This window comes from Streptomyces boluensis (assembly GCF_009908195.1).
Lineage (GTDB): Bacteria > Actinomycetota > Actinomycetes > Streptomycetales > Streptomycetaceae > Streptomyces > Streptomyces boluensis.
The window spans coordinates 22,759-44,269 of the sequence record NZ_JAAAHS010000004.1 but is presented as its reverse complement, the minus strand read 5'-3'; the positions used below and the strand labels follow the sequence as shown (position 1 = coordinate 44,269).

The window sequence follows — 21,511 nt, the reverse complement described above, 5'->3', positions numbered from 1 at the left end:
GACCGGAAAGACCCCGGGTACACAGGTTTGCGGCACCGGCCGGGTGCTTTCTGTTCGACGCCGGGCGCGGGACCACGTACACTCGTCCCTCGTTGGCCTTCAGCGGTCGGCACCTTCCCTGCACACTCCGTGCAGTTGGGCGGATGCTGTACGTTGGGGAAAAACCAAAGGGTCGTAGCTCAATTGGTAGAGCACTGGTCTCCAAAACCAGCGGTTGGGGGTTCAAGTCCCTCCGGCCCTGCTACACACATCGATCGCCAGGGATGTGTGCGCATGTACGTACTGCAAAGCACCGCCGTGCGGCTCCACCGGGCGCGGCACGGCCACGACCCGGAATCAGGTGAGAACGAGTGACGGACGCCGTGGGCTCCATCGACACGCCTGATGCTTCGGACGAGGCGACTGAGTCGAAGAAGAAGTCCCGCAAGGGCGGAAAGCGCGGCAAGAAGGGCCCCCTGGGTCGTCTCGCGCTCTTCTACCGTCAGATCGTCGCGGAACTCCGCAAGGTCGTCTGGCCCACTCGCAGCCAGCTCACGACATACACCGCCGTAGTGATTGTCTTCGTTGTCATCATGATCGGCCTGGTGACCGTGCTTGACTATGGCTTCTCGCAGGCCGTCAAGTACGTCTTCGGCTAAGAGCCGAGCGGAGGGCGCCGGAATCGGCGCCCGTTTCGCGCGTTCCACCCATCTGTATCCAGGAAGAAGCAGCCACCGTGTCTGACCCGAACCTGAACGACGCCATCGAGTCGGCGGAGTCCGTGGAGGACCAGCTCGACATCGTTGAGGCGGCGGACGCCGAGGAGCCGGACCAGGCCGAGGCTGCCGACCTCGAGGCGGGCGTGCCCGCCGAAGAGGCCGCGGTGCAGATCGAGGACGAGGCCGAGGTCGTCGCCGAGACCGCCGAGGACGAGGAAGCCGTCGAAGAGGTCGAGGCCGAGGAAGCCGAGCCGGTCGACCCCATCGCCGCCCTGCGCGAGGAACTCCGCACCCTCCCCGGCGAGTGGTACGTCATCCACACCTACGCCGGTTACGAGAACCGCGTGAAGACCAACCTCGAGCAGCGCGCCGTCTCGCTGAACGTCGAGGACTTCATCTTCCAGGCCGAGGTGCCGCAGGAAGAGGTCGCGCAGATCAAGAACGGCGAGCGCAAGACGATCCGTCAGAACAAGCTCCCCGGCTACGTGTTGGTGCGCATGGACCTGACGAACGAGTCCTGGGGCGTCGTCCGTAACACCCCCGGCGTCACCGGCTTCGTGGGCAACGCCTACGACCCGTACCCGCTGACCCTGGACGAGATCGTCAAGATGCTCGCCCCCGAGGCCGAGGAGAAGGCCGCCCGCGAGGCCGCCGAGGCCGAGGGCAAGCCCGCTCCGCAGCGCAAGGTCGAGGTCCAGGTGCTGGACTTCGAGGTGGGCGACTCGGTCACCGTCACCGACGGCCCGTTCGCGACGCTGCAGGCCACGATCAACGAGATCAACGCCGACTCGAAGAAGGTCAAGGGCCTCGTCGAGATCTTCGGCCGCGAGACTCCGGTCGAGCTGAGCTTCGACCAGATCCAGAAGAACTGATCCAGTACTTCTGGACCGTACGCTTCCGACCAGGTCAGACGGGCTGCCAAAGCCGGTCTGACCTGCTCGGTTTTTAGCCGCGCAGCTGTACCCGTTATCGTTGTGCGGTATGCCTCCATCCGGATGATCGGGTGAAGGCGGTTCACTCTCACTAGGACCCGGAGAGAGCAATGCCTCCCAAGAAGAAGAAGGTCACGGGGCTTATCAAGCTCCAGATCCAGGCCGGTGCCGCCAACCCGGCTCCGCCGGTCGGCCCCGCGCTGGGTCAGCACGGCGTCAACATCATGGAGTTCTGCAAGGCCTACAACGCCGCGACCGAGTCGCAGCGCGGTTGGGTCATCCCGGTGGAGATCACGGTCTACGAAGACCGTTCGTTCACCTTCATCACCAAGACCCCGCCGGCCGCGAAGATGATCCTCAAGGCCGCTGGTGTCGAGAAGGGCTCTGGCGAGCCGCACAAGACCAAGGTCGCCAAGATCACCGAGGCGCAGGTCCGCGAGATCGCCACCACCAAGATGCCTGACCTCAACGCGAACGACCTGGACGCCGCGTCGAAGATCATCGCCGGTACCGCCCGTTCCATGGGCATCACGGTCGAGGGCTGACCTCAACCCCGTTTGACCTGAAGTGGCAGGGCCATGCGCGGCCCGGACCACGAACTCCATACCTGAACCTCAGGAGTAGAAGTGAAGCGCAGCAAGACTCTCCGCGCTGCGGACGCCAAGATCGACCGGGACAAGTTCTACGCCCCGCTCGAGGCCGTCCGTCTCGCCAAGGAGACCTCCGCGACCAAGTTCGACGGCACCGTCGAGGTCGCCTTCCGCCTGGGTGTTGACCCGCGCAAGGCCGACCAGATGGTCCGTGGCACCGTGAACCTCCCGCACGGCACCGGCAAGACCGCCCGGGTCCTGGTCTTCGCGACCGGTGACCGTGCTGCGGCCGCGGAAGCCGCTGGCGCCGACATCGTCGGCTCCGACGAGCTGATCGCCGAGATCGCCCAGGGCAACCGCCTGAACGAGTTCGACGCAGTCGTCGCCACCCCGGACCTCATGGGCAAGGTCGGCCGCCTCGGCCGCGTCCTCGGCCCGCGTGGTCTCATGCCCAACCCGAAGACCGGCACCGTGACGCCCGACGTCGCCAAGGCGGTCAACGAGATCAAGGGCGGCAAGATCGAGTTCCGCGTCGACAAGCACTCGAACCTGCACTTCATCATCGGCAAGGTGTCCTTCGACGACACCAAGCTGGTGGAGAACTACGCCGCCGCCCTGGAGGAGGTGCTTCGCCTGAAGCCCTCCGCCGCCAAGGGTCGGTACATCAAGAAGGCCGCGCTCACCACCACGATGGGCCCCGGCATTCCGCTCGACTCGAACCGCACCCGTAACCTCCTCGTCGAGGAGGACCCGGCCGCCGTCTGAGTCCTCGAGACTCCTCGGTAGCCGCGTCGCGGACGCGTTCCACCGGGCGGGCCCCGCACCTTCGAGGTGCGGGGCCCGCCTGTTTTTGTGTGCGCCACGGTGCAGCCGACCGACGACCTTGCGGCGTACTTGTGCCTCGATCGCGGCCGCCGCCGCGCTGACCGGCGTCGCGGCCTGTGGTGGCGGCTCCGCGGGCCAGGGCGAGGGCAAGGACGGCGGCGGCTTCAACCCGCTCGCGGCCCTGCGTACGGTCGACAGCAAGACGGAGAGCGCCGACTCCGCCAAGGTGGACGGCACGACCACCATGGGCGCCCAGGGCACGATGAAGCAGACCGGCGACACCTCGATCGACTACCGCTACCTGAAGAACGGCTACTACGCGAACATGGGGGACAAGTTCGCGGCCGGCTCCGGCGGTAAGCACTGGATCGAGTACGACTACGAGACGCTGGCCGAGATGGGTGGCGCGGCCGGTTCGGCGCTGAAGAACCAGATGCAGAGCTCCACGCCGGACCAGACGGTGAAGATGCTGCTCGCCTCCGGTGACGTGAAGCGCGTGGGCGAGGAGTCCGTACGCGGCGTCGAGGCCACGCGCTACTCCGGCACCGTCGACGTGGCCGACCTGACGGCCAAGAACGCCGACCGAGAAGATCGACATCTGGGTCGACGACGAGGACCTTCTGGTGAAGAAGGTCGAAGCGGCCAAGATGAAGACCGGTGAGTTCTTCCGGACGGTGTACTACACCGACTACGGCGTCGACGTGGCCACCGAGGAGCCGTCGGCTGGTGACACGGTCAACGTCAAGGAGCTGATGAAGCAGCAGCCGCAGTCGTAACGCGGCCTCTGAACGCGAGGCGCGGCGGAGTCTCCGGGGGCGATTTGCTCGACGAGGCCCCGTTCGCGTACTGTTCCACGGAAGCCAAAGACCGCTGGTCGTTGCTGTGTTCTCATCCTGAGGACGTGGTGGCCGAAGGATCCGCTGACTGCGGACGACCCGCGTAGGTGACTGTGGAAGTGCTCCTGGACGGATTCCGTCGGGTTGAGCTCACGCCCCGTGCACCTATGCCGGGGCGTTTCGTTTTGTGCAGACGCCCCCTTCTACGTGCCGATTCAGGCGGTCCGGCGTACGCGACTGATCGAAAGGTCAGTCGAGGATCATCACCCCGGAAGGAGGCCGAGGCACATGGCGACGTCCGACAAGGTCGCAGCCGTCGAAGAGATCACGCAGAAGCTGCGCGACTCCAACGCTGCTGTTGTTACCTCTTACACCGGACTGACCGTGGCGCAGCTCAAGCAGCTCCGCCGTTCTCTCGGCGAGAACGCTCAGTACCGAGTGGTGAAGAACACGCTGACCAAGATCGCGGCCAATGAGGCCGGGATTCAGCTGGACGAGCACCTTCAGGGCTCGACGGCTGTCGCCTTCGTCACCGGTGACCCGGTCGAGGCGGCGAAGGGTCTTCGTGACTTCGCCAAGGACAACCCCAACCTCGTCATCAAGGGCGGTGTCCTTGATGGCAAGGCGCTGTCCGCCGACGAGATCAAGAAGCTTGCGGACCTCGAGTCCCGCGAGGTTCTGCTCAGCAAGCTGGCCGGTGCCATGAAGGGCAAGCAGTCTCAGGCTGCCTCTGTCTTCCAGGCGCTGCCGTCGAAGTTCGTCCGCACCGCGGAGGCGCTTCGTGCCAAGCAGGCCGAGCAGGGCGGTGCCGAGTAATTCGGCTCGCGTCATGACTGACGCCCGTTAGGGCGCCGGTCGCAGCGGGCCCGAACGTACGCCCGCCTCACATGTACATCGGCACCAGCCGAATTAGTGGAAGGACCGCCACCATGGCGAAGCTCAGCCAGGACGACCTGCTCGCCCAGTTCGAAGAGATGACCCTCATCGAGCTCTCCGAGTTCGTGAAGGCCTTCGAGGAGAAGTTCGACGTCACCGCCGCCGCTGCCGCGCCGGTCGTCGTCGCCGGTGGTGCCGCTGGTGGCGCCGCCGCCGAGGCCGCCGAGGAGCAGGACGAGTTCGACGTCATCCTCACCGGTGCCGGCGACAAGAAGATCCAGGTCATCAAGGTCGTGCGCGAGCTGACCTCCCTCGGCCTGAAGGAGGCCAAGGACCTCGTCGACGGCACCCCGAAGCCGGTCCTCGAGAAGGTCGCCAAGGACGCCGCGGCGAAGGCCAAGGAGTCCCTCGAGGCCGCTGGCGCCTCGGTCGAGGTCAAGTGACTTCGAGAGTCTTCTGACTCTTCTGGGCCGTAAGGCTCGTGCGCTGTAACGCGTACACACTGAAGGGCGATCACCCATAGGGGTGGTCGCCCTTCGGCGTTGCCGTGACGGCTGCCTTGCACTGGTGGCACGGCCGAGTATGGTGATCTTCGTTGTGCCTCCAGCGCCCCCGTGGTGACGATCGTGGCAGCCCGGTTTGGGCAGGGGGGCCTTGACGAACCGCACGCAGCGCGCAATTCTCAGGACGCGTCGTCACATCGATCCGGATCCGAGGCATGGATCGGTGACGAACAGGGCAGTGTGGATATGCACCCAGTAGCGAGGGGTCTGCCGCTGGGGCACGACAACAGTAGGACTCTGAGGTGTTCGTGGGTCTGAGAAAAAACCCGCTCTGGACATCAGTGGGCCGAGTGGCTACACTGACCCTTTGCGCTGCCTGTTAGCTGCCTCCTGCCCGTCACCAGGGGCATGCCCACACTTGAGCAGAGTCGACTGAACCTCCCTGACGTGGGAATTCTTTGGGGCTCGCTCGGTATGGGACCGGTACGCGCGTAGTGAGTCCGAGCCCTCGGAAGGACCCCCTCTTGGCCGCCTCGCGCAACGCCTCGACCGCGAATACGAACAACGGCGCCAGCACCGCCCCGCTGCGCATCTCCTTTGCAAAGATCAAGGAGCCCCTCGAGGTTCCGAACCTTCTTGCGCTGCAGACCGAAAGCTTCGACTGGCTGCTCGGCAACGACGCGTGGAAGGCTCGTGTCGAGGCGGCTCTCGAAAGCGGACAGGACGTCCCCAGGAAGTCCGGCCTCGAGGAGATCTTCGAGGAGATCTCCCCGATCGAGGACTTCTCCGGGTCGATGTCGCTGACGTTCCGCGACCACCGTTTCGAGCCCCCGAAGAACTCGATCGACGAGTGCAAGGAGCGCGACTTCACGTACGCGGCGCCGCTCTTCGTCACCGCCGAGTTCACCAACAACGAGACCGGCGAGATCAAGTCCCAGACGGTCTTCATGGGCGACTTCCCGCTCATGACCGACAAGGGCACCTTCTGCATCAACGGCACCGAGCGTGTCGTCGTCTCGCAGCTGGTCCGCTCGCCGGGTGTCTACTTCGACTCCTCCATCGACAAGACGTCCGACAAGGACATCTACTCGGTCAAGGTCATCCCGTCCCGGGGTGCCTGGCTGGAGATGGAGATCGACAAGCGCGACATGGTCGGTGTGCGCATCGACCGTAAGCGCAAGCAGTCCATCACCGTTCTCCTGAAGGCTCTCGGTTGGACCACCGAGCAGATCCTCGAGGAGTTCGGCGAGTACGAGTCCATGCGCGCCACCCTGGAGAAGGACCACACCCAGGGCCAGGACGACGCGCTGCTCGACATCTACCGCAAGCTGCGTCCGGGCGAGCCGCCGACGCGTGAGGCCGCGCAGACGCTGCTCGAGAACCTCTACTTCAACCCGAAGCGCTACGACCTCGCGAAGGTCGGCCGCTACAAGGTCAACAAGAAGCTCGGTGCGGACGCTCCGCTCGACGCCGGTGTGCTGACCGTCGAGGACATCATCGCCTCGATCAAGTACCTGGTGAAGCTGCACGCCGGTGAGACCGAGACGGTCGGGGACAACGGCCAGGCCGTTGTCGTCGAGACCGACGACATCGACCACTTCGGTAACCGTCGTATCCGTAACGTCGGTGAGCTCATCCAGAACCAGGTCCGTACGGGTCTGGCTCGTATGGAGCGGGTCGTCCGTGAGCGGATGACGACTCAGGACGTCGAGGCGATCACGCCGCAGACCCTGATCAACATCCGGCCGGTCGTCGCCTCCATCAAGGAGTTCTTCGGCACCAGCCAGCTGTCGCAGTTCATGGACCAGACGAACCCGCTGTCGGGTCTGACCCACAAGCGTCGTCTGAACGCGCTCGGCCCCGGTGGTCTGTCCCGTGAGCGGGCCGGCTTCGAGGTCCGTGACGTGCACCCCTCGCACTACGGCCGCATGTGCCCGATCGAGACCCCCGAAGGTCCCAACATCGGTCTCATCGGTTCGCTGGCCTCGTACGGCCGGATCAACCCGTTCGGCTTCATCGAGACCCCGTACCGCAAGGTCGTCGAGGGTGTCGTCACCGATGACGTGGATTACCTCACGGCTGACGAGGAGGACCGCTTCGTCATCGCGCAGGCCAACGCTCCGCTGACGAGCGACCTGCACTTCGCCGAGGCTCGTGTGCTCGTTCGTCGTCGTGGCGGCGAGATCGACTACATCCCCGGTGACGACGTCGACTACATGGACGTCTCGCCGCGCCAGATGGTGTCGGTCGCGACCGCGATGATCCCGTTCCTCGAGCACGACGACGCCAACCGCGCGCTCATGGGCTCGAACATGATGCGCCAGGCCGTGCCGCTGCTGAAGGCGGAGTCCCCGCTGGTCGGTACGGGCATGGAGTACCGCTGTGCGGTCGACGCCGGTGACGTCATCAAGGCCGAGAAGGACGGTGTCGTCCAGGAGGTCTCCGCCGACTACGTGACGGTGGCCAACGACGACGGCACCTACACCACGTACCGGATCGCGAAGTTCTCGCGCTCCAACCAGGGCACGTCCTTCAACCAGAAGGTCGTCGTCGACGAGGGTGCGCGCGTCATCGAGGGCCAGGTCCTCGCCGACGGTCCCTCGACCGACGAGGGCGAGATGGCGCTCGGCAAGAACCTGCTCGTGGCGTTCATGCCGTGGGAGGGTCACAACTACGAGGACGCGATCATCCTGTCGCAGCGCCTCGTGCAGGACGACGTCCTCTCCTCGATCCACATCGAGGAGCACGAGGTCGACGCCCGTGACACCAAGCTCGGCCCGGAGGAGATCACCCGGGACATCCCGAACGTCTCCGAGGAGGTCCTCTCGGACCTCGACGAGCGCGGCATCATCCGTATCGGTGCCGAGGTTGTCGCCGGCGACATCCTGGTCGGCAAGGTCACGCCCAAGGGTGAGACCGAGCTGACCCCGGAGGAGCGTCTGCTCCGCGCGATCTTCGGTGAGAAGGCGCGCGAGGTGCGCGACACCTCCCTGAAGGTGCCGCACGGTGAGATCGGCAAGGTCATCGGCGTCCGCGTCTTCGACCGTGAAGAGGGCGACGAGCTGCCGCCGGGCGTGAACCAGCTGGTTCGTGTCTACGTGGCGCAGAAGCGCAAGATCACCGATGGTGACAAGCTCGCCGGCCGTCACGGCAACAAGGGCGTCATCTCGAAGATCAACCCGATCGAGGACATGCCGTTCCTGGAGGACGGCACCCCGGTCGACATCATCCTCAACCCGCTCGGCGTCCCGTCCCGAATGAACCCGGGTCAGGTCCTCGAGATCCACCTCGGCTGGCTCGCCAGCCAGGGCTGGAACGTGCAGGGTGCCGAGGAGTGGATGCAGCGTCTGCAGGCCATCGGCGCGGACGAGGTGCCCGCGGGCTCCAACGTCGCGACCCCGGTCTTCGACGGTGCCCGAGAGGACGAGATCTCCGGCCTCTTCGAGCACACCATCCCGAACCGCGACGGCGAGCGCATGGTGCTTCCGTCCGGTAAGGCCCGGCTGTTCGACGGCCGCTCGGGTGAGCCGTTCCCGGACCCGATCTCGATCGGGTACATGTACATCCTCAAGCTCCACCACCTGGTCGACGACAAGCTGCACGCTCGTTCGACCGGCCCGTACTCGATGATCACCCAGCAGCCGCTCGGTGGTAAGGCCCAGTTCGGTGGCCAGCGCTTCGGTGAGATGGAGGTGTGGGCGCTGGAGGCTTACGGCGCCGCTTACGCCCTCCAGGAGCTGCTGACGATCAAGTCCGACGACGTCACCGGCCGTGTGAAGGTCTACGAGGCCATCGTCAAGGGCGAGAACATCCCCGAGCCCGGCATCCCCGAGTCCTTCAAGGTGCTCATCAAGGAGATGCAGTCGCTCTGCCTGAACGTGGAGGTGCTGTCTTCTGACGGTATGTCCATCGAGATGCGTGACACCGACGAGGACGTCTTCCGCGCTGCGGAGGAGCTCGGTATCGACCTGTCCCGGCGCGAGCCGAGCAGCGTCGAAGAGGTCTGACGGGAGTCTGGCGGAGCCCAGTTCTGCTGGGCTCCGCCGGCCCCAAGACCCCCGTTTCAGACCACAGACTTACAACCCTGAGAGGGATTGACGCATAGTGCTCGACGTCAACTTCTTCGATGAGCTCCGGATCGGTCTGGCAACCGCTGACGACATCCGTCAGTGGAGCCACGGCGAGGTCAAGAAGCCCGAGACCATCAACTACCGCACGCTCAAGCCCGAGAAGGACGGACTCTTCTGCGAGAAGATCTTCGGTCCGACCCGGGACTGGGAGTGCTACTGCGGCAAGTACAAGCGTGTCCGCTTCAAGGGCATCATCTGCGAGCGCTGCGGCGTCGAGGTCACTCGCGCCAAGGTGCGTCGTGAGCGGATGGGCCACATCGAGCTTGCCGCTCCCGTCACCCACATCTGGTACTTCAAGGGCGTCCCGTCGCGCCTCGGGTACCTGCTCGACCTCGCCCCGAAGGACCTCGAGAAGGTCATCTACTTCGCGGCGTACATGATCACGTTCGTGGACGAGGAGCGTCGTACCCGCGACCTGCCGTCCCTGGAGGCGCACGTCTCCGTCGAGCGTCAGCAGGTCGAGAACCGTCGCGACTCCGACCTGGAGGCCCGCGCCAAGAAGCTCGAGACCGACCTGGCCGAGCTCGAGGCCGAGGGCGCCAAGGCCGACGTACGCCGCAAGGTGCGCGAGGGTGCCGAGCGTGAGATGAAGCAGCTGCGTGACCGTGCGCAGCGCGAGATCGACCGTCTCGACGAGGTGTGGAACCGCTTCAAGAACCTCAAGGTCCAGGACCTCGAGGGCGACGAGCTGCTCTACCGCGAGCTGCGTGACCGCTTCGGCACGTACTTCGACGGCTCGATGGGTGCCGCGGCGCTGCAGAAGCGCCTGGAGTCCTTCGACCTCGACGAAGAGGCCGAGCGCCTCCGCGAGATCATCCGTACCGGCAAGGGTCAGAAGAAGACCCGTGCGCTGAAGCGGCTGAAGGTCGTCTCTGCCTTCCTGCAGACGTCCAACAGCCCCAAGGGCATGGTCCTCGACTGCGTGCCGGTCATCCCGCCGGACCTGCGTCCGATGGTGCAGCTGGACGGTGGCCGCTTCGCGACCTCCGACCTGAACGACCTGTACCGCCGCGTGATCAACCGCAACAACCGCCTGAAGCGGCTTCTCGACCTCGGTGCTCCCGAGATCATCGTGAACAACGAGAAGCGCATGCTCCAGGAGGCCGTGGACGCCCTCTTCGACAACGGTCGTCGTGGTCGCCCGGTCACCGGTCCCGGTAACCGCCCGCTGAAGTCCCTGAGCGACATGCTCAAGGGCAAGCAGGGTCGTTTCCGTCAGAACCTTCTCGGTAAGCGTGTGGACTACTCCGCGCGTTCCGTGATCGTCGTCGGTCCGCAGCTGAAGCTGCACCAGTGTGGTCTGCCGAAGGCCATGGCGCTTGAACTCTTCAAGCCGTTCGTGATGAAGCGCCTGGTCGACCTGAACCACGCGCAGAACATCAAGAGCGCCAAGCGGATGGTCGAGCGCGGCCGCACGGTCGTGTACGACGTCCTCGAAGAGGTCATCGCCGAGCACCCGGTTCTGCTGAACCGTGCGCCCACGCTGCACCGCCTCGGCATCCAGGCCTTCGAGCCGCAGCTGGTCGAGGGCAAGGCCATCCAGATCCACCCGCTCGTCTGCACCGCGTTCAACGCGGACTTCGACGGTGACCAGATGGCCGTGCACCTGCCGCTCTCCGCGGAGGCGCAGGCCGAGGCCCGCATCCTGATGCTGTCCTCGAACAACATTCTGAAGCCGGCCGACGGTCGTCCCGTCACCATGCCGACCCAGGACATGGTGCTCGGTCTCTTCTTCCTCACCACTGACGAGGAAGAGATCCAGGTCATCGGCGAGGGCCGGTCCTTCGGCTCCGCGGCCGAGGCGACCATGGCGTTCGACAACCGCGAGCTCTCGCTGCAGGCGAAGGTCGACATCCGCTTCCCGGTGGGCACCATCCCGCCGCGCGGCTGGACCCCGCCGGCGCAGGAAGAGGGCGAGCCGGAGTGGCAGCAGGGCGACTCGTTCCGCCTGCGCACCACCCTGGGCCGCGCGCTCTTCAACGAGCTGCTGCCCGAGGACTACCCGTTCGTCGACTACTCGGTGGGCAAGAAGCAGCTCTCCGAGATCGTCAACGACCTGGCCGAGCGCTACCCCAAGGTCATCGTGGCGGCGACGCTCGACAACCTGAAGGCTGCGGGCTTCTTCTGGGCGACCCGTTCCGGCGTCACCGTCGCCGTTTCGGACATCGTCGTCCCGGAGGCCAAGAAGGCCATCGTCCAGGGCTACGAGGCTCAGGACGAGAAGGTCCAGAAGCAGTACGAGCGCGGTCTGATCACCAAGGAAGAGCGCACCAACGAGCTCATCGGCATCTGGACCCGCGCGACCAATGAGGTCGCCGAGGCCATGAACGCGAACTTCCCGAAGACGAACCCCATCTACATGATGGTGAACTCGGGCGCTCGCGGAAACATGATGCAGATGCGTCAGATCGCCGGTATGCGTGGTCTGGTGTCCAACGCCAAGAACGAGACGATCCCGCGTCCGATCAAGGCGTCGTTCCGTGAGGGCCTCTCCGTACTCGAGTACTTCATCTCGACGCACGGTGCCCGTAAGGGTCTGGCGGACACCGCCCTGCGTACCGCCGACTCGGGTTACCTGACCCGTCGTCTGGTGGACGTCTCGCAGGACGTGATCATCCGCGAGGAGGACTGTGGCACCGACCGCGGCCTCAAGCTGAAGATCGCCGTCAAGGGCGAGGACGGCGTGCTCCGCAAGACGGACGACGTCGAGACCTCGGTGTACGCCCGCATGCTGGCCGAGGACGTCGTCATCGACGGCAAGGTCATCGCGCCGGCCAACGTCGACCTCGGTGACGTGCTCATCGACGCCCTGGTCGCCAACGGCGTGGAGGAGGTCAAGACCCGCTCGGTCCTGACCTGTGAGTCCGCGGTCGGCACCTGCGCCTACTGCTACGGCCGTTCGCTGGCCACCGGCAAGCTGGTCGACATCGGTGAGGCGGTCGGCATCATCGCCGCCCAGTCCATCGGTGAGCCCGGCACGCAGCTGACGATGCGTACCTTCCACACCGGTGGTGTGGCCGGTGACGACATCACCCAGGGTCTGCCCCGTGTCGTCGAGCTTTTCGAGGCTCGTACGCCGAAGGGTGTCGCCCCGATCTCCGAGGCCGCGGGCCGTGTCCGCATCGAGGAGACCGAGAAGACCAAGAAGATCGTCGTCACCCCGGACGACGGCAGCGACGAGACGGCGTTCCCGATCTCGAAGCGTGCCCGTGTCCAGGTGGCCGAGGGCGACCACGTCGAGGTGGGCCAGAAGCTCACCGTGGGTGCCACCAACCCGCACGACGTGCTGCGGATCCTCGGTCAGCGCGCGGTCCAGGTCCACCTGGTCGGCGAAGTCCAGAAGGTCTACAACAGCCAGGGCGTGTCGATCCACGACAAGCACATCGAGATCATCATCCGGCAGATGCTGCGCCGCGTGACGATCATCGAGTCCGGCGACGCCGAGCTGCTGCCCGGCGAGCTCGTGGAGCGCTCGAAGTTCGAGACCGAGAACCGTCGTGTGGTCCAGGAAGGCGGCCACCCGGCCTCCGGCCGTCCGCAGCTGATGGGTATCACCAAGGCCTCGCTCGCCACCGAGTCGTGGCTGTCGGCGGCGTCCTTCCAGGAGACGACCAGGGTTCTGACGGACGCGGCGATCAACGCCAAGTCCGACTCCCTGATCGGCCTCAAGGAGAACGTCATCATCGGTAAGCTCATCCCGGCCGGTACGGGTCTGTCCCGCTACCGCAACATCCGGGTCGAGCCGACCGAGGAAGCCAAGGCCGCGATGTACTCGGCCGTCGGCTACGACGACATCGACTACTCGCCGTTCGGCACCGGCTCCGGCCAGGCCGTCCCGCTGGAGGACTACGACTACGGTCCGTACAACCAGTAAGCGAGCAGCCTGAGTTGCTTGAGTTGAAGGGCGGTCACCCTGCGGGGTGGCCGCCCTTCGGCGTGTCAGCCGCCGTCGGCACGGGGGCCGTCCAGGTGGCGGTGGAGGTGGTGGAGGCGGGTGTGGACGTCGGGGTGCGGGGTGAGCAGCCGGGCGATCACCGCTCTCTTCCAGAAGGGGCCTTCGGTGCCGAGCGCCACGGACGGCTCGGGCTTCTCGCGGTGCGTCTCCTCGTGCAGTACGGCGCTGAGTTGCTCGGCGAAGCCGAGGCTCGCGGCGTGTTCGTCGGCGCGGAGTTCCGCGCGGCGGGAGATGGCGGCGGCTAGGTACGGCGTGGCGAAGGGGAGCAGGGCCAGGCCGTACGTGGCTGTCGCCAGGACGATCAGCGCGACGGCAAGCAGCGCGGTCACCACGAACCTGGCGCCCCAAGTGAGGCCTCGTAGGCGGTCGTTGAGGCGCAGTTGACGCCAGATGACCCGGGCCGGCAGGGCGTACCAGCCGACGAGCAGGGTGGCCCAGGTGTGGCCGCGGATGTGGTGCCCGAGCTCGTGCGCGAGGACACCGGCGAGTCGGTCGGACGGCAGTTCGCCGAGGGAGCGGCTGGTCACCGCGACGATGTGGCCGACCGCCGCCGTCGCGTTGATCTCGTCACTCTCCTCGACCCAGAGCTGGTACGCATGCGGGTTCACGCCCGCGCGGGCGGCGACCTCGCGCCAGGCGGAGCGGATGGAACGTGCCTCGTCCGGAGTGGGGTGGCGCAGCCCGAACAGCCGCCTGGCGAGGGCGCGTTCGGCGGAGCGGTGGCGGACGAAGGCGCCGCCGAGGATCCAGCCGCCGAGCGGGAGCCACCAGGGCGGGCCGCCGACGCTGTCGATGACCCGGGACACGACGGCCACCGCCGCCAGGCTGACCAGGAGATGCGGCAGGTGCAGGGCCAGGCGGCCGAGGGCGGTCACGTCCACGCCGCTGCGGCGTGCGGTGACGTGCACACGGCCCGAGCGGCGGTCGGGGCGGGGGCCGCCTCGGGCTTCGTGCCGTGGCGGTGGACGGTGGGTGTGAGGGTCGGCGTGGGATTCGCGTGGAGGGTGCGGGTGCGGGAGCTTAGGGGTGCGCTGGGTCGGGGAGGGCTGCTGGTCCCCGGGTGGCCGTAGGAGCACGGTGTCGAGGAAGCTCTGGAGGGCCTCCGTGTCGTCGACGAGTGCCTGAAGGGCGGCTGCTTCGCGTGCCGTTCGGGGATCCTGCGCCCGGTGTGACTGCTGCGACTGGTGCGGCGCTGTCGGGTCGTACGACGTCGTCTCGGTCGTCGACTCGCGTGGCGTCCTGGGTGCCGGGATGCTCGACAGGTCCGGGAAGGGCAGATCGGGCGCCGGCTTCTTCGGGCTGCGCGGTCGGTCCTGGCTCGGCTTCTTCGGTCGGATCGGCGTCTTCGGGGCCGCCTTCCTGGGCGGGCTCGGTTTCTCCGGATCCTCGGGGGCGTGCGGCAGGGACATGGGGTTCCTCCGGTACGTACGTGGGGGAGCGGGGCGCGGACCGCTCAGGCGATGAGCAGCGCCGCGGGGAGCAGGGCCGAGGCGCTGCCGAATGCGGTGAGGCCGACCCGTATCCAGAAGTTCTTGGCCGCGGCGATACGGCTGGTCTCGGCGAGCGCGAGGAGCAGGGCCTGGTGGGGCTCGTGGTCGGTCAGGGTCAGCGCGGTGGTGAGGCAGCCGGAACGGGTGGCCCGGTGGATGTCGCCGAAGTAGGTGAGCGGTCGGCCGGGCGCCCAGGTGTGCCGGCCGTGGCGCGGCACGACGGCGAGCAGCAGGGCGAGGAGCGCCGCGATCAGTGCGGCCGCGCCGGTCCACCACAGCAGGGCGCCCGGCCCCGAGAGCGTGCCGAGGATCGCGCCGCGGCCGGTCAGCAGGGCGCTCAGCCCGGCGGCGGTGATGCCGAGCACGCCGACAAGCACGGTGGCCTTGGTGTCGGCGCGGGCCAGCTCGACGCGGAGCTCGGCCAGGAGGTGGGCGCCGGCGGGGGACGGGGCGTCGTCGGGTGCCGTGGGCGTCGTCGGCGGTGTGGGTTCCGGGGTCATGTGCCGGGCTCCGGGTCCTGGGGCCGGTGTTTGGAGAGCAGTTCGGCCTTCGACAGCAGCTCGGGGCGTAGCGGAACGATGTGGTCGGCGGTCGGGCCCGTCGCGCTCAGGATGGCCGTCATACGTTCGGCGATCAGCTCGTTCGGCCCGTGCAGCTGGTGCTCCTCCAGGCGTTCCTTGTCCAACGCCTTGGTGATCAGGTCGAGTTGAGCCCTCAGGAGCCGTGCCTGGTCCTCCTGGAGGCGGTCCAGGACGGTCTGGGTCTGCTCGGGGTGGACGGCCAGGTGCAGGGCGAGCGCGGCGGTGCCGCCCCGAGCCAGGTGACGCTCGTAGAAGGCGAGCCGCGCGGTCCTGCGCTCGGCCGCCTGCTCCTCCTGCCGCAGGGCCGCCTCGTGCTCCGGCGCTGCCGCCTCCGCCGCGTGCTTCGCGGTCCGCAGCCGGCTCTGGTGGAATCGTTCCGCCGCGTCCCTGCGCAGTCGTACGGAGCAGAAGACCTGGAGCCCTTCGGCGCTGCCCACCGGTTCGGCGGCGTCCACGGCCTCCTGCACGGCCACCTCGGCCGCGGCGCTCGCGTCGATCTCGTACCCGCGGCTCGTGCGCCGCATCAGAGGCAGGAGTCGTCGGGTGAGGAGGCTGGGCACGTCGCGTTCCTGGCTGCGCACGAATGCCTCGGGCTCGACGACGCGCCACGTGACGTCCGCGGTGACCTCGAACTCGAAGCTGTCCTCCACGCTGGGCAGCGGCACCCGCAGCTGGAAGGCGTGCGGGTCCGTGTTCACCTCGTACAGGGCCACGTACCGGCGCACGCTGGTGGGGCGTTGGGGCGGCAGGTACGTCTTGTACGCACCGCTGCGCGTGACGAAGACCAGGGCGTGGTCGACACGGCCGACGAAACGGCGGCCGCCGAGGCCGTACCGGGGGAGCCGCCAGACGGCACGGACCGGGTCGGGATCCGAACCGGGTGGCGCGGACGGGGCGCGGTGTTGGGACACGAGCTGGTCGACCTGCTCCTGGTCGAGCAGGTCGTCCGCGTGTATGGCCTGCTCGGCCCTGACGTGATCGGAGCCGTCCGGCTCGGTCGGTCCGAGGAGTGGTCTGGGTCCGATGCGTGGTTCGAGGAATTCCACCGGGTCTCCTTGAAGGTGTCGGAGCGGCAGGTGCGTCGGGTACGGCGGGTCGAAGCGCGGCGGCTCCGTGAGGGGAGGGGGTGTGGTCAGGCGGCGGTGACGAGGGCGAACAGCCGCTGGGCCACCGGCGAGTGCTCCCCGTCAGAGCCATGGGTGGTCCGCAGCAGATGTGTGATGCGCCGCCGGTCCGGGAGGGTGCTCGCGAGCTCGGTCAGGAGCGCGGCGAGCCGGGGTTCGTAGTGGGCTTCAGGGGCGCGGTCGGCCGCGAGGACCCAACGGCGCAGGATGGCCAGCGCCTTCGTGGTCACCCGGCGATCGGCGAGCGCCGCCCGCCAGAACGTGATCAGGTCCTCGGCCGTGGCGGTGTCGCCGCTCTCGACGGCCTGCGCGTACCAGTCGAGTACGGCGGGCCGGTCGCTGTCATCGGCCGGCTGGTCGCAGGCCTGGAGGAAGGCGAGCACCGCGTGCGCGCGTACCCGCCTGTCGTTCGGGAGGCGCGACGCCAACGTGCGCAGTACGGGTTCGCGGACGGCGAGGAGCAGCAGTTCCAGCGCGTCGGCGAACTGCTGGTCCGCCTCGGTGGGCTTGTCCCTGCCCTTGCCCCGGGCGCTCTCCTTGCCGTCGGGTTCGTCGTCGGTGCTGGCGCCGGACTGCGCCCGGATCGCGTCGAGCAGGGCGGTGAGCGCCTCCTCGTGGTGTACGGGCCCCAGCAGACCGAAGCCGCGGATCGCGGTCCAGCGGCGACTCTCGGCGCCACCGATGCACCACTCGTGCAGGATCCGCAGCACGGTGGGGATGTCGGGGGAGGCGAGCAGCTGGGCCATGGTGAGCGCGTTGGCGGCGGTCAGCCAGGAGTTGGGGTTACGGCTGTCCGCCCACGGTTCGATGAGATGGGCCAGGGCCGACGGCAGGTCGGCGTGGGCGAGCAGCGCGGCCGCCGAGGCGGCACGGGTACGGACCAGGGGCCGCCGGTCCTCGGCCAGCTTGCGGAGCCAGGCCGCGAGGTCGATACGGGCGGACGGGTGGAGGTTCCACACCTCGGTGAGCAGGAGGCGTGCCGTGCGCTCGTCCCGGAACGCGGCGCAGAACGTGCCGTTCAGCGGCCCCCACTCGGTGGCCTCCGCCGTGACGTACCCGTTGGCGCGGGCGAGCTGGAGCCGCTCCTCCCGGGACGTGCCGAAGACGGGAACCTTGGGCAGTTCGCCGGGGTCGTCGGTCTTCTGCAGCCGTACGAAGAGGCTGTCGCTCAGCTCGGCGGTCACGGCGTAGGGCGACTTGTCGAAGACGGCGAGGGAGATCAGGAAGGCCTTGTCGCGCAGTTCGGCCTCCGGCCCGGTGAGCCAGCGTGCGATCTGGGCGGCCATGGCGGTGTGCCCGTAGGAGGCGAGCTGCTCGATGCCGATCTCGCCCCTGTGGTACGCGACGACCTTCTGGGCGAACTCCCGGATCTCGTCCGGGCGTTGGTGCCGGCTGAGGAACTCCTTCACCGGGGGCAGCCCGCACAGGTCGGGCCAGGCGGCCGCGTCGATCCGGTGCGTCACGTGAGCCCGCAGCATGTCCTCGGTGGAGGGCGGCTCCCACCGTACGAACGGAGTGTCGCCCAAGGACACCGAGGGCTCCACGGTGATCACCAGATGGGCCCGGGCGTTCTCCAACTGCTCGTGCAGTGCGAGCAGTTGGGGTTCGAGCAGGGGTCGGTTCCTGCTGACGGGCAGGTTGCACAGGACGTATCCGCCCGGGGTGTCGAGCTGATCGGGGAGTGCCGAGAACGGCGTGTCGGCGTCGATGGCGCGCACGCGGTCGATGTCGAGTCGGTGCAGCAGCATCAGCGCGGCCGAACGGCGGCCGCTGTCGCGCCCGCCGGACAGGAACACGACCCTGTCCGTCCGCAGCCGCTCCCGCGCTTCGTCGAAGCTCGGGCACTCGCGGAAGACCTGGTGCAGTGCCTGGAGCTCCGTCGCGGGGATCGGCCCGGAAGCGGGGCGCGACGCCTCGGCGCGGGCGCCGAAGTTGAAGATGGTGTTCCCGTAGTGGGTGCCCCCGGTCTGGCCGAACTGATCGCGCTCCACCAGGGTCGAGATGAAGTCGGGGCCGTGCGCGATGAGGTCCCGCCGCGCGGACCAGGCGGGCTGCCGGTGCTGCTCCTGGCCTTCCCCGTCGGCCTCCTGATTGCGCTGCTCACCGTCCTGTGGCGCCGTGTTCTCCGCCTTGGCCCCGTCCCCCTCCGCCGGACTCATCGCTGAGCGTCCCGACCGGGCCCACCGAAGTCGAACCGCATCCCGCCGTTGAGGGTCCCCCCAGTCATCCCGTACTGGTCGCCGCCGATCCGGGTCGTGGGCGCGACGGCAGCGGGGGAGCCGGCCCGGTCCTCGGCATCGGCCTGCTCCTCGGCCGGCTCCTGCACCTCCGGAACGCCATGCACCCACGCCACCGTGGGCCCCTCCTTCGTCGGCACGGTCAGCGCGCGGAAGTCCTCCGGGCGTACGCCGAGCGGGCCGTGCCGTACGACGCCCTGGTACACGGCCTCCGACACGCACAGCACGCTGTCGTCGCCCCGCCGCTTGAGCGCCTCGCGCAGGGGGTCGGAGTTCAGCAGGCGTACCGCGTGGTTCAGGTCCGAGCCGACCCAGCCGCCGAGCTCGTCCACGGCTACGTAGCCGGATGCGAGGACGATGCGCAGCCGCATCCGGGCGCTCTTGGCGAGCAGGCGGTTCTTGTTGTGCAGCCGTGCGGGCGCGTCCGCCAGGAGCGCCTTGACCAGCGTCGGCACGGACACCCGCGTGTCGATCAGCTCCATCACGGAGTCACCGCGGTCCGCGCGCAGCCGGTCGGTCTCGTCCACGCCGGCCGCGCTCAGGGTGCCGTCGACCACGTCGTACAGGACCCGGCGCAGGTACGCCTGTTCCACGTCGTCGCGGGAGCCGTACTGCTCGATGTCGAAGAGAAGGATGGTGCGGTACACGGGGTTGGTCATGGGTGCCTCTCACGTTCGCTCCGCTGTTGCCCAGCACGATGGCGGGACGGGAGCTCGCGTCAGAGGCCCGATGACACGGACGGTCTGTGACCGTGTGCACAGACAACGACGTGACGGTGTGCCGTCAGGCGGCACTCTCGCCGATGATGCGACGCAGTACGTCGGGTCGCAGGACGACGATGCGCCGTCGCTCGGTCGCGACGACCTTGCGGGCCCGCAGCTCCTTCAGCAGCCGGGCCACGGCTTCTCGCGACGAGCCGACGGACCCGGCGAACTCCTGCTGGCTCAGCCCGATGGCGAGCTCGATGCCCTGCTCGGTGCGGGTGCCGTGGGTCCGTACCAGTTCGAGAAGGAGTACGGCGAGCCGCTCCCGCACGCTGAGGGCGGCCCACTCCAGCCTTCGCCGGTCGGTGGACCGCTGCCGGTCGGTGGCGAGGCCGAGGAGCTGCAGGGCGACCGGTGCGTTGCCCGAGAGGAAGGCGGTGAACCGGTTCTGGTCGATCGCCACCGCCTCCACCGGTTCGAGCGCCGTCACCGTGGCCGAGCGGTGCCGCCCGCTGAGCGCGGCGCCCTCGCCGATGATGTCGCCGGGCCCGCGCAGCGCGAGCAGGGCCTCGTACCCGTTGGCCGCGAGGGCGGTCACCTTCGTCCAGCCGTGCAGGAGCAGCAGTACGTGGGTGGACGGCTCGTCCTGGTGCATCAGTACGCCGCGGGCGCGGTACTTCAGCGGGCGGCCGATCGCGAGCAGGGCGACCCGGTCCTCCTTCTCAAGCCGGGCGAGGAACGGCACCCGGTCGTCGAACCCGTCGTCGTCCCACGCGTGGGTACGGCCCTCGGCCATCGATCGCCCCCGTGTCTCTGTGTACCGACGCGGTCACTCCGCGATCAGTCAGAACGTACTTGAAGGGGCCATGCAAGAAACGGGCGAGAACCGGCCGATGTGTCCGGTCTTCGGTGCCGCGAATGCGAAAGGTTTCCGGCGTGTCAGGGTCCATCTCATTTGTTTTGACCGAAGTCCATGAGGTAGGTACGCTCAGACCTTGTGCCTGGGGTGTGCCCTGGCTTCAGTGCGTGCCATCAACCGCACGGGGAGCCGTAGGTGGCCACCGTAATCCGTGCTCTCTTCTGCCTTACGGCAGGAGTCTGCGGGGTTCGACACACCCGACCGCGTGGGTCGGCAAAGTTCCAGGTTAGCTTTACTCATACGGCACACAGAAACCGGAGAAGTAGTGCCTACGATCCAGCAGCTGGTCCGGAAGGGCCGGCAGGACAAGGTCGAAAAGACGAAGACCCCGGCTCTTGAGGCGTCGCCTCAGCGTCGTGGCGTCTGCACGCGTGTGTTCACCACCACGCCCAAGAAGCCGAACTCGGCGCTGCGGAAGGTCGCGCGTGTGCGTCTGACCTCGGGCATCGAGGTCACGGCCTACATTCCGGGTGAGGGGCACAACCTGCAGGAGCACTCCATCGTGCTCGTGCGTGGCGGTCGTGTGAAGGACCTGCCGGGTGTTCGCTACAAGATCATCCGTGGTGCGCTCGACACCCAGGCGGTCAAGAACCGCAAGCAGGCCCGCAGCCGCTACGGCGCCAAGAAGGAGAAGTAAGAATGCCTCGTAAGGGCCCCGCCCCGAAGCGCCCGGTCATCATCGACCCGGTCTACGGTTCTCCTCTGGTGACGTCGCTCATCAACAAGGTGCTGCTGAACGGCAAGCGCTCCACCGCCGAACGCATCGTGTACGGCGCCATGGAGGGCCTGCGCGAGAAGACCAGCAACGACCCGGTCATCACGCTGAAGCGCGCGCTTGAGAACATCAAGCCGACCCTCGAGGTCAAGTCCCGCCGTGTCGGTGGCGCCACGTACCAGGTGCCGATCGAGGTCAAGCCCGGTCGCGCCAACACCCTCGCGCTCCGCTGGCTCGTCGGCTACTCGCGCGCTCGCCGCGAGAAGACGATGACCGAGCGTCTGATGAACGAGCTGCTCGACGCCTCCAACGGCCTCGGCGCAGCCGTGAAGAAGCGCGAGGACACGCACAAGATGGCCGAGTCCAACAAGGCCTTCGCGCACTACCGCTGGTAGT

The 21,511-nt window shown here is 67.6% G+C and carries 16 protein-coding genes, 1 tRNA gene and 1 pseudogene; 12 read left to right on the top strand and 6 right to left on the bottom strand.

The window, feature by feature from the left end; translation table 11 throughout:
• The first annotated feature begins 168 nt into the window (after nucleotides 1–168).
• From GUY60_RS01355 to GUY60_RS01310, 10 genes and pseudogenes are all read left to right on the top strand, one after another.
• Nucleotides 169–241 (top strand) — tRNA-Trp (locus GUY60_RS01355).
• 109 nt (nucleotides 242–350) lie between these two features.
• Nucleotides 351–638, top strand: a complete 288-nt coding sequence (gene secE, locus GUY60_RS01350; RefSeq protein WP_161692966.1) for a preprotein translocase subunit SecE — start codon at nucleotides 351–353, stop codon at nucleotides 636–638.
• A gap of 77 nt (nucleotides 639–715) precedes the next feature.
• The gene (gene nusG / locus GUY60_RS01345) at nucleotides 716–1,570 is read left to right on the top strand and encodes a transcription termination/antitermination protein NusG (RefSeq protein WP_161692965.1); all 855 of its coding nucleotides are present in this window, start codon (nucleotides 716–718) and stop codon (nucleotides 1,568–1,570) included.
• Between the two features lie 170 nt (nucleotides 1,571–1,740).
• Nucleotides 1,741–2,175 carry a 50S ribosomal protein L11 gene (gene rplK, locus GUY60_RS01340; RefSeq protein ID WP_016645192.1) on the top strand — a complete coding sequence of 145 codons (435 nt, stop codon included), beginning with the start codon at nucleotides 1,741–1,743 and terminating at the stop codon, nucleotides 2,173–2,175.
• 81 nt (nucleotides 2,176–2,256) lie between these two features.
• Complete coding sequence (rplA, locus tag GUY60_RS01335; RefSeq protein ID WP_161692964.1) at nucleotides 2,257–2,985, top strand: 50S ribosomal protein L1; 729 nt, start codon at nucleotides 2,257–2,259, stop codon at nucleotides 2,983–2,985.
• Nucleotides 2,986–3,070: 85 nt separating this feature from the next.
• Nucleotides 3,071–3,821: pseudogene (locus tag GUY60_RS01330) on the top strand (SCO4651 family lipoprotein).
• A 348-nt stretch (nucleotides 3,822–4,169) separates the two neighbouring features.
• Nucleotides 4,170–4,697, top strand: a complete 528-nt coding sequence (gene rplJ / locus GUY60_RS01325) for a 50S ribosomal protein L10 (protein ID WP_161692963.1) — start codon at nucleotides 4,170–4,172, stop codon at nucleotides 4,695–4,697.
• 113 nt (nucleotides 4,698–4,810) lie between these two features.
• Nucleotides 4,811–5,200 (top strand): 50S ribosomal protein L7/L12, encoded by a 390-nt coding sequence (rplL, locus tag GUY60_RS01320; RefSeq protein WP_161692962.1) that lies wholly within the window; start codon nucleotides 4,811–4,813, stop codon nucleotides 5,198–5,200.
• 584 nt (nucleotides 5,201–5,784) lie between these two features.
• Nucleotides 5,785–9,267, top strand: coding sequence for a DNA-directed RNA polymerase subunit beta (gene rpoB, locus GUY60_RS01315; RefSeq protein ID WP_161692961.1), 3,483 nt, complete (start codon nucleotides 5,785–5,787; stop codon nucleotides 9,265–9,267).
• Nucleotides 9,268–9,364: 97 nt separating this feature from the next.
• The gene (locus GUY60_RS01310) at nucleotides 9,365–13,264 is read left to right on the top strand and encodes a DNA-directed RNA polymerase subunit beta' (protein ID WP_161692960.1); all 3,900 of its coding nucleotides are present in this window, start codon (nucleotides 9,365–9,367) and stop codon (nucleotides 13,262–13,264) included.
• Between the two features lie 65 nt (nucleotides 13,265–13,329).
• On the opposite strand, the gene GUY60_RS01305 is transcribed toward GUY60_RS01310, so the two are convergent.
• The 6 genes from GUY60_RS01305 to GUY60_RS01280 form a co-directional block, all read right to left on the bottom strand.
• Nucleotides 13,330–14,754, bottom strand: coding sequence for a M48 family metalloprotease (locus GUY60_RS01305; RefSeq protein ID WP_161692959.1), 1,425 nt, complete (start codon nucleotides 14,752–14,754; stop codon nucleotides 13,330–13,332).
• Between the two features lie 44 nt (nucleotides 14,755–14,798).
• Nucleotides 14,799–15,335 carry a Pycsar system effector family protein gene (locus tag GUY60_RS01300; protein ID WP_161692958.1) on the bottom strand — a complete coding sequence of 179 codons (537 nt, stop codon included), beginning with the start codon at nucleotides 15,333–15,335 and terminating at the stop codon, nucleotides 14,799–14,801.
• The gene (locus GUY60_RS01295; protein WP_187369902.1) at nucleotides 15,332–16,462 is read right to left on the bottom strand and encodes a hypothetical protein; all 1,131 of its coding nucleotides are present in this window, start codon (nucleotides 16,460–16,462) and stop codon (nucleotides 15,332–15,334) included. The genes GUY60_RS01300 and GUY60_RS01295 overlap by 4 nt, the downstream gene beginning before the upstream one ends.
• Before the next feature lie 86 nt (nucleotides 16,463–16,548).
• Complete coding sequence (locus GUY60_RS01290; protein WP_161692957.1) at nucleotides 16,549–18,699, bottom strand: hypothetical protein; 2,151 nt, start codon at nucleotides 18,697–18,699, stop codon at nucleotides 16,549–16,551.
• Nucleotides 18,696–19,436, bottom strand: coding sequence for a hypothetical protein (locus GUY60_RS01285; RefSeq protein WP_161692956.1), 741 nt, complete (start codon nucleotides 19,434–19,436; stop codon nucleotides 18,696–18,698). Before GUY60_RS01285 ends, GUY60_RS01290 begins: the two co-directional genes overlap by 4 nt.
• Before the next feature lie 124 nt (nucleotides 19,437–19,560).
• Entirely contained in the window at nucleotides 19,561–20,277 is a 717-nt protein-coding gene (locus GUY60_RS01280) for a Crp/Fnr family transcriptional regulator (protein ID WP_161692955.1), read from the bottom strand.
• Between the two features lie 388 nt (nucleotides 20,278–20,665).
• On the opposite strand from GUY60_RS01280, the gene rpsL reads away from it, so the two are divergent.
• Together rpsL and rpsG are read left to right on the top strand one after the other, a co-directional pair.
• Nucleotides 20,666–21,037 (top strand): 30S ribosomal protein S12, encoded by a 372-nt coding sequence (gene rpsL, locus GUY60_RS01275; protein ID WP_007265893.1) that lies wholly within the window; start codon nucleotides 20,666–20,668, stop codon nucleotides 21,035–21,037.
• 2 nt (nucleotides 21,038–21,039) lie between these two features.
• Nucleotides 21,040–21,510 (top strand): 30S ribosomal protein S7, encoded by a 471-nt coding sequence (rpsG, locus tag GUY60_RS01270; protein WP_161692954.1) that lies wholly within the window; start codon nucleotides 21,040–21,042, stop codon nucleotides 21,508–21,510.
• Nucleotide 21,511: the final 1 nt, after the last annotated feature.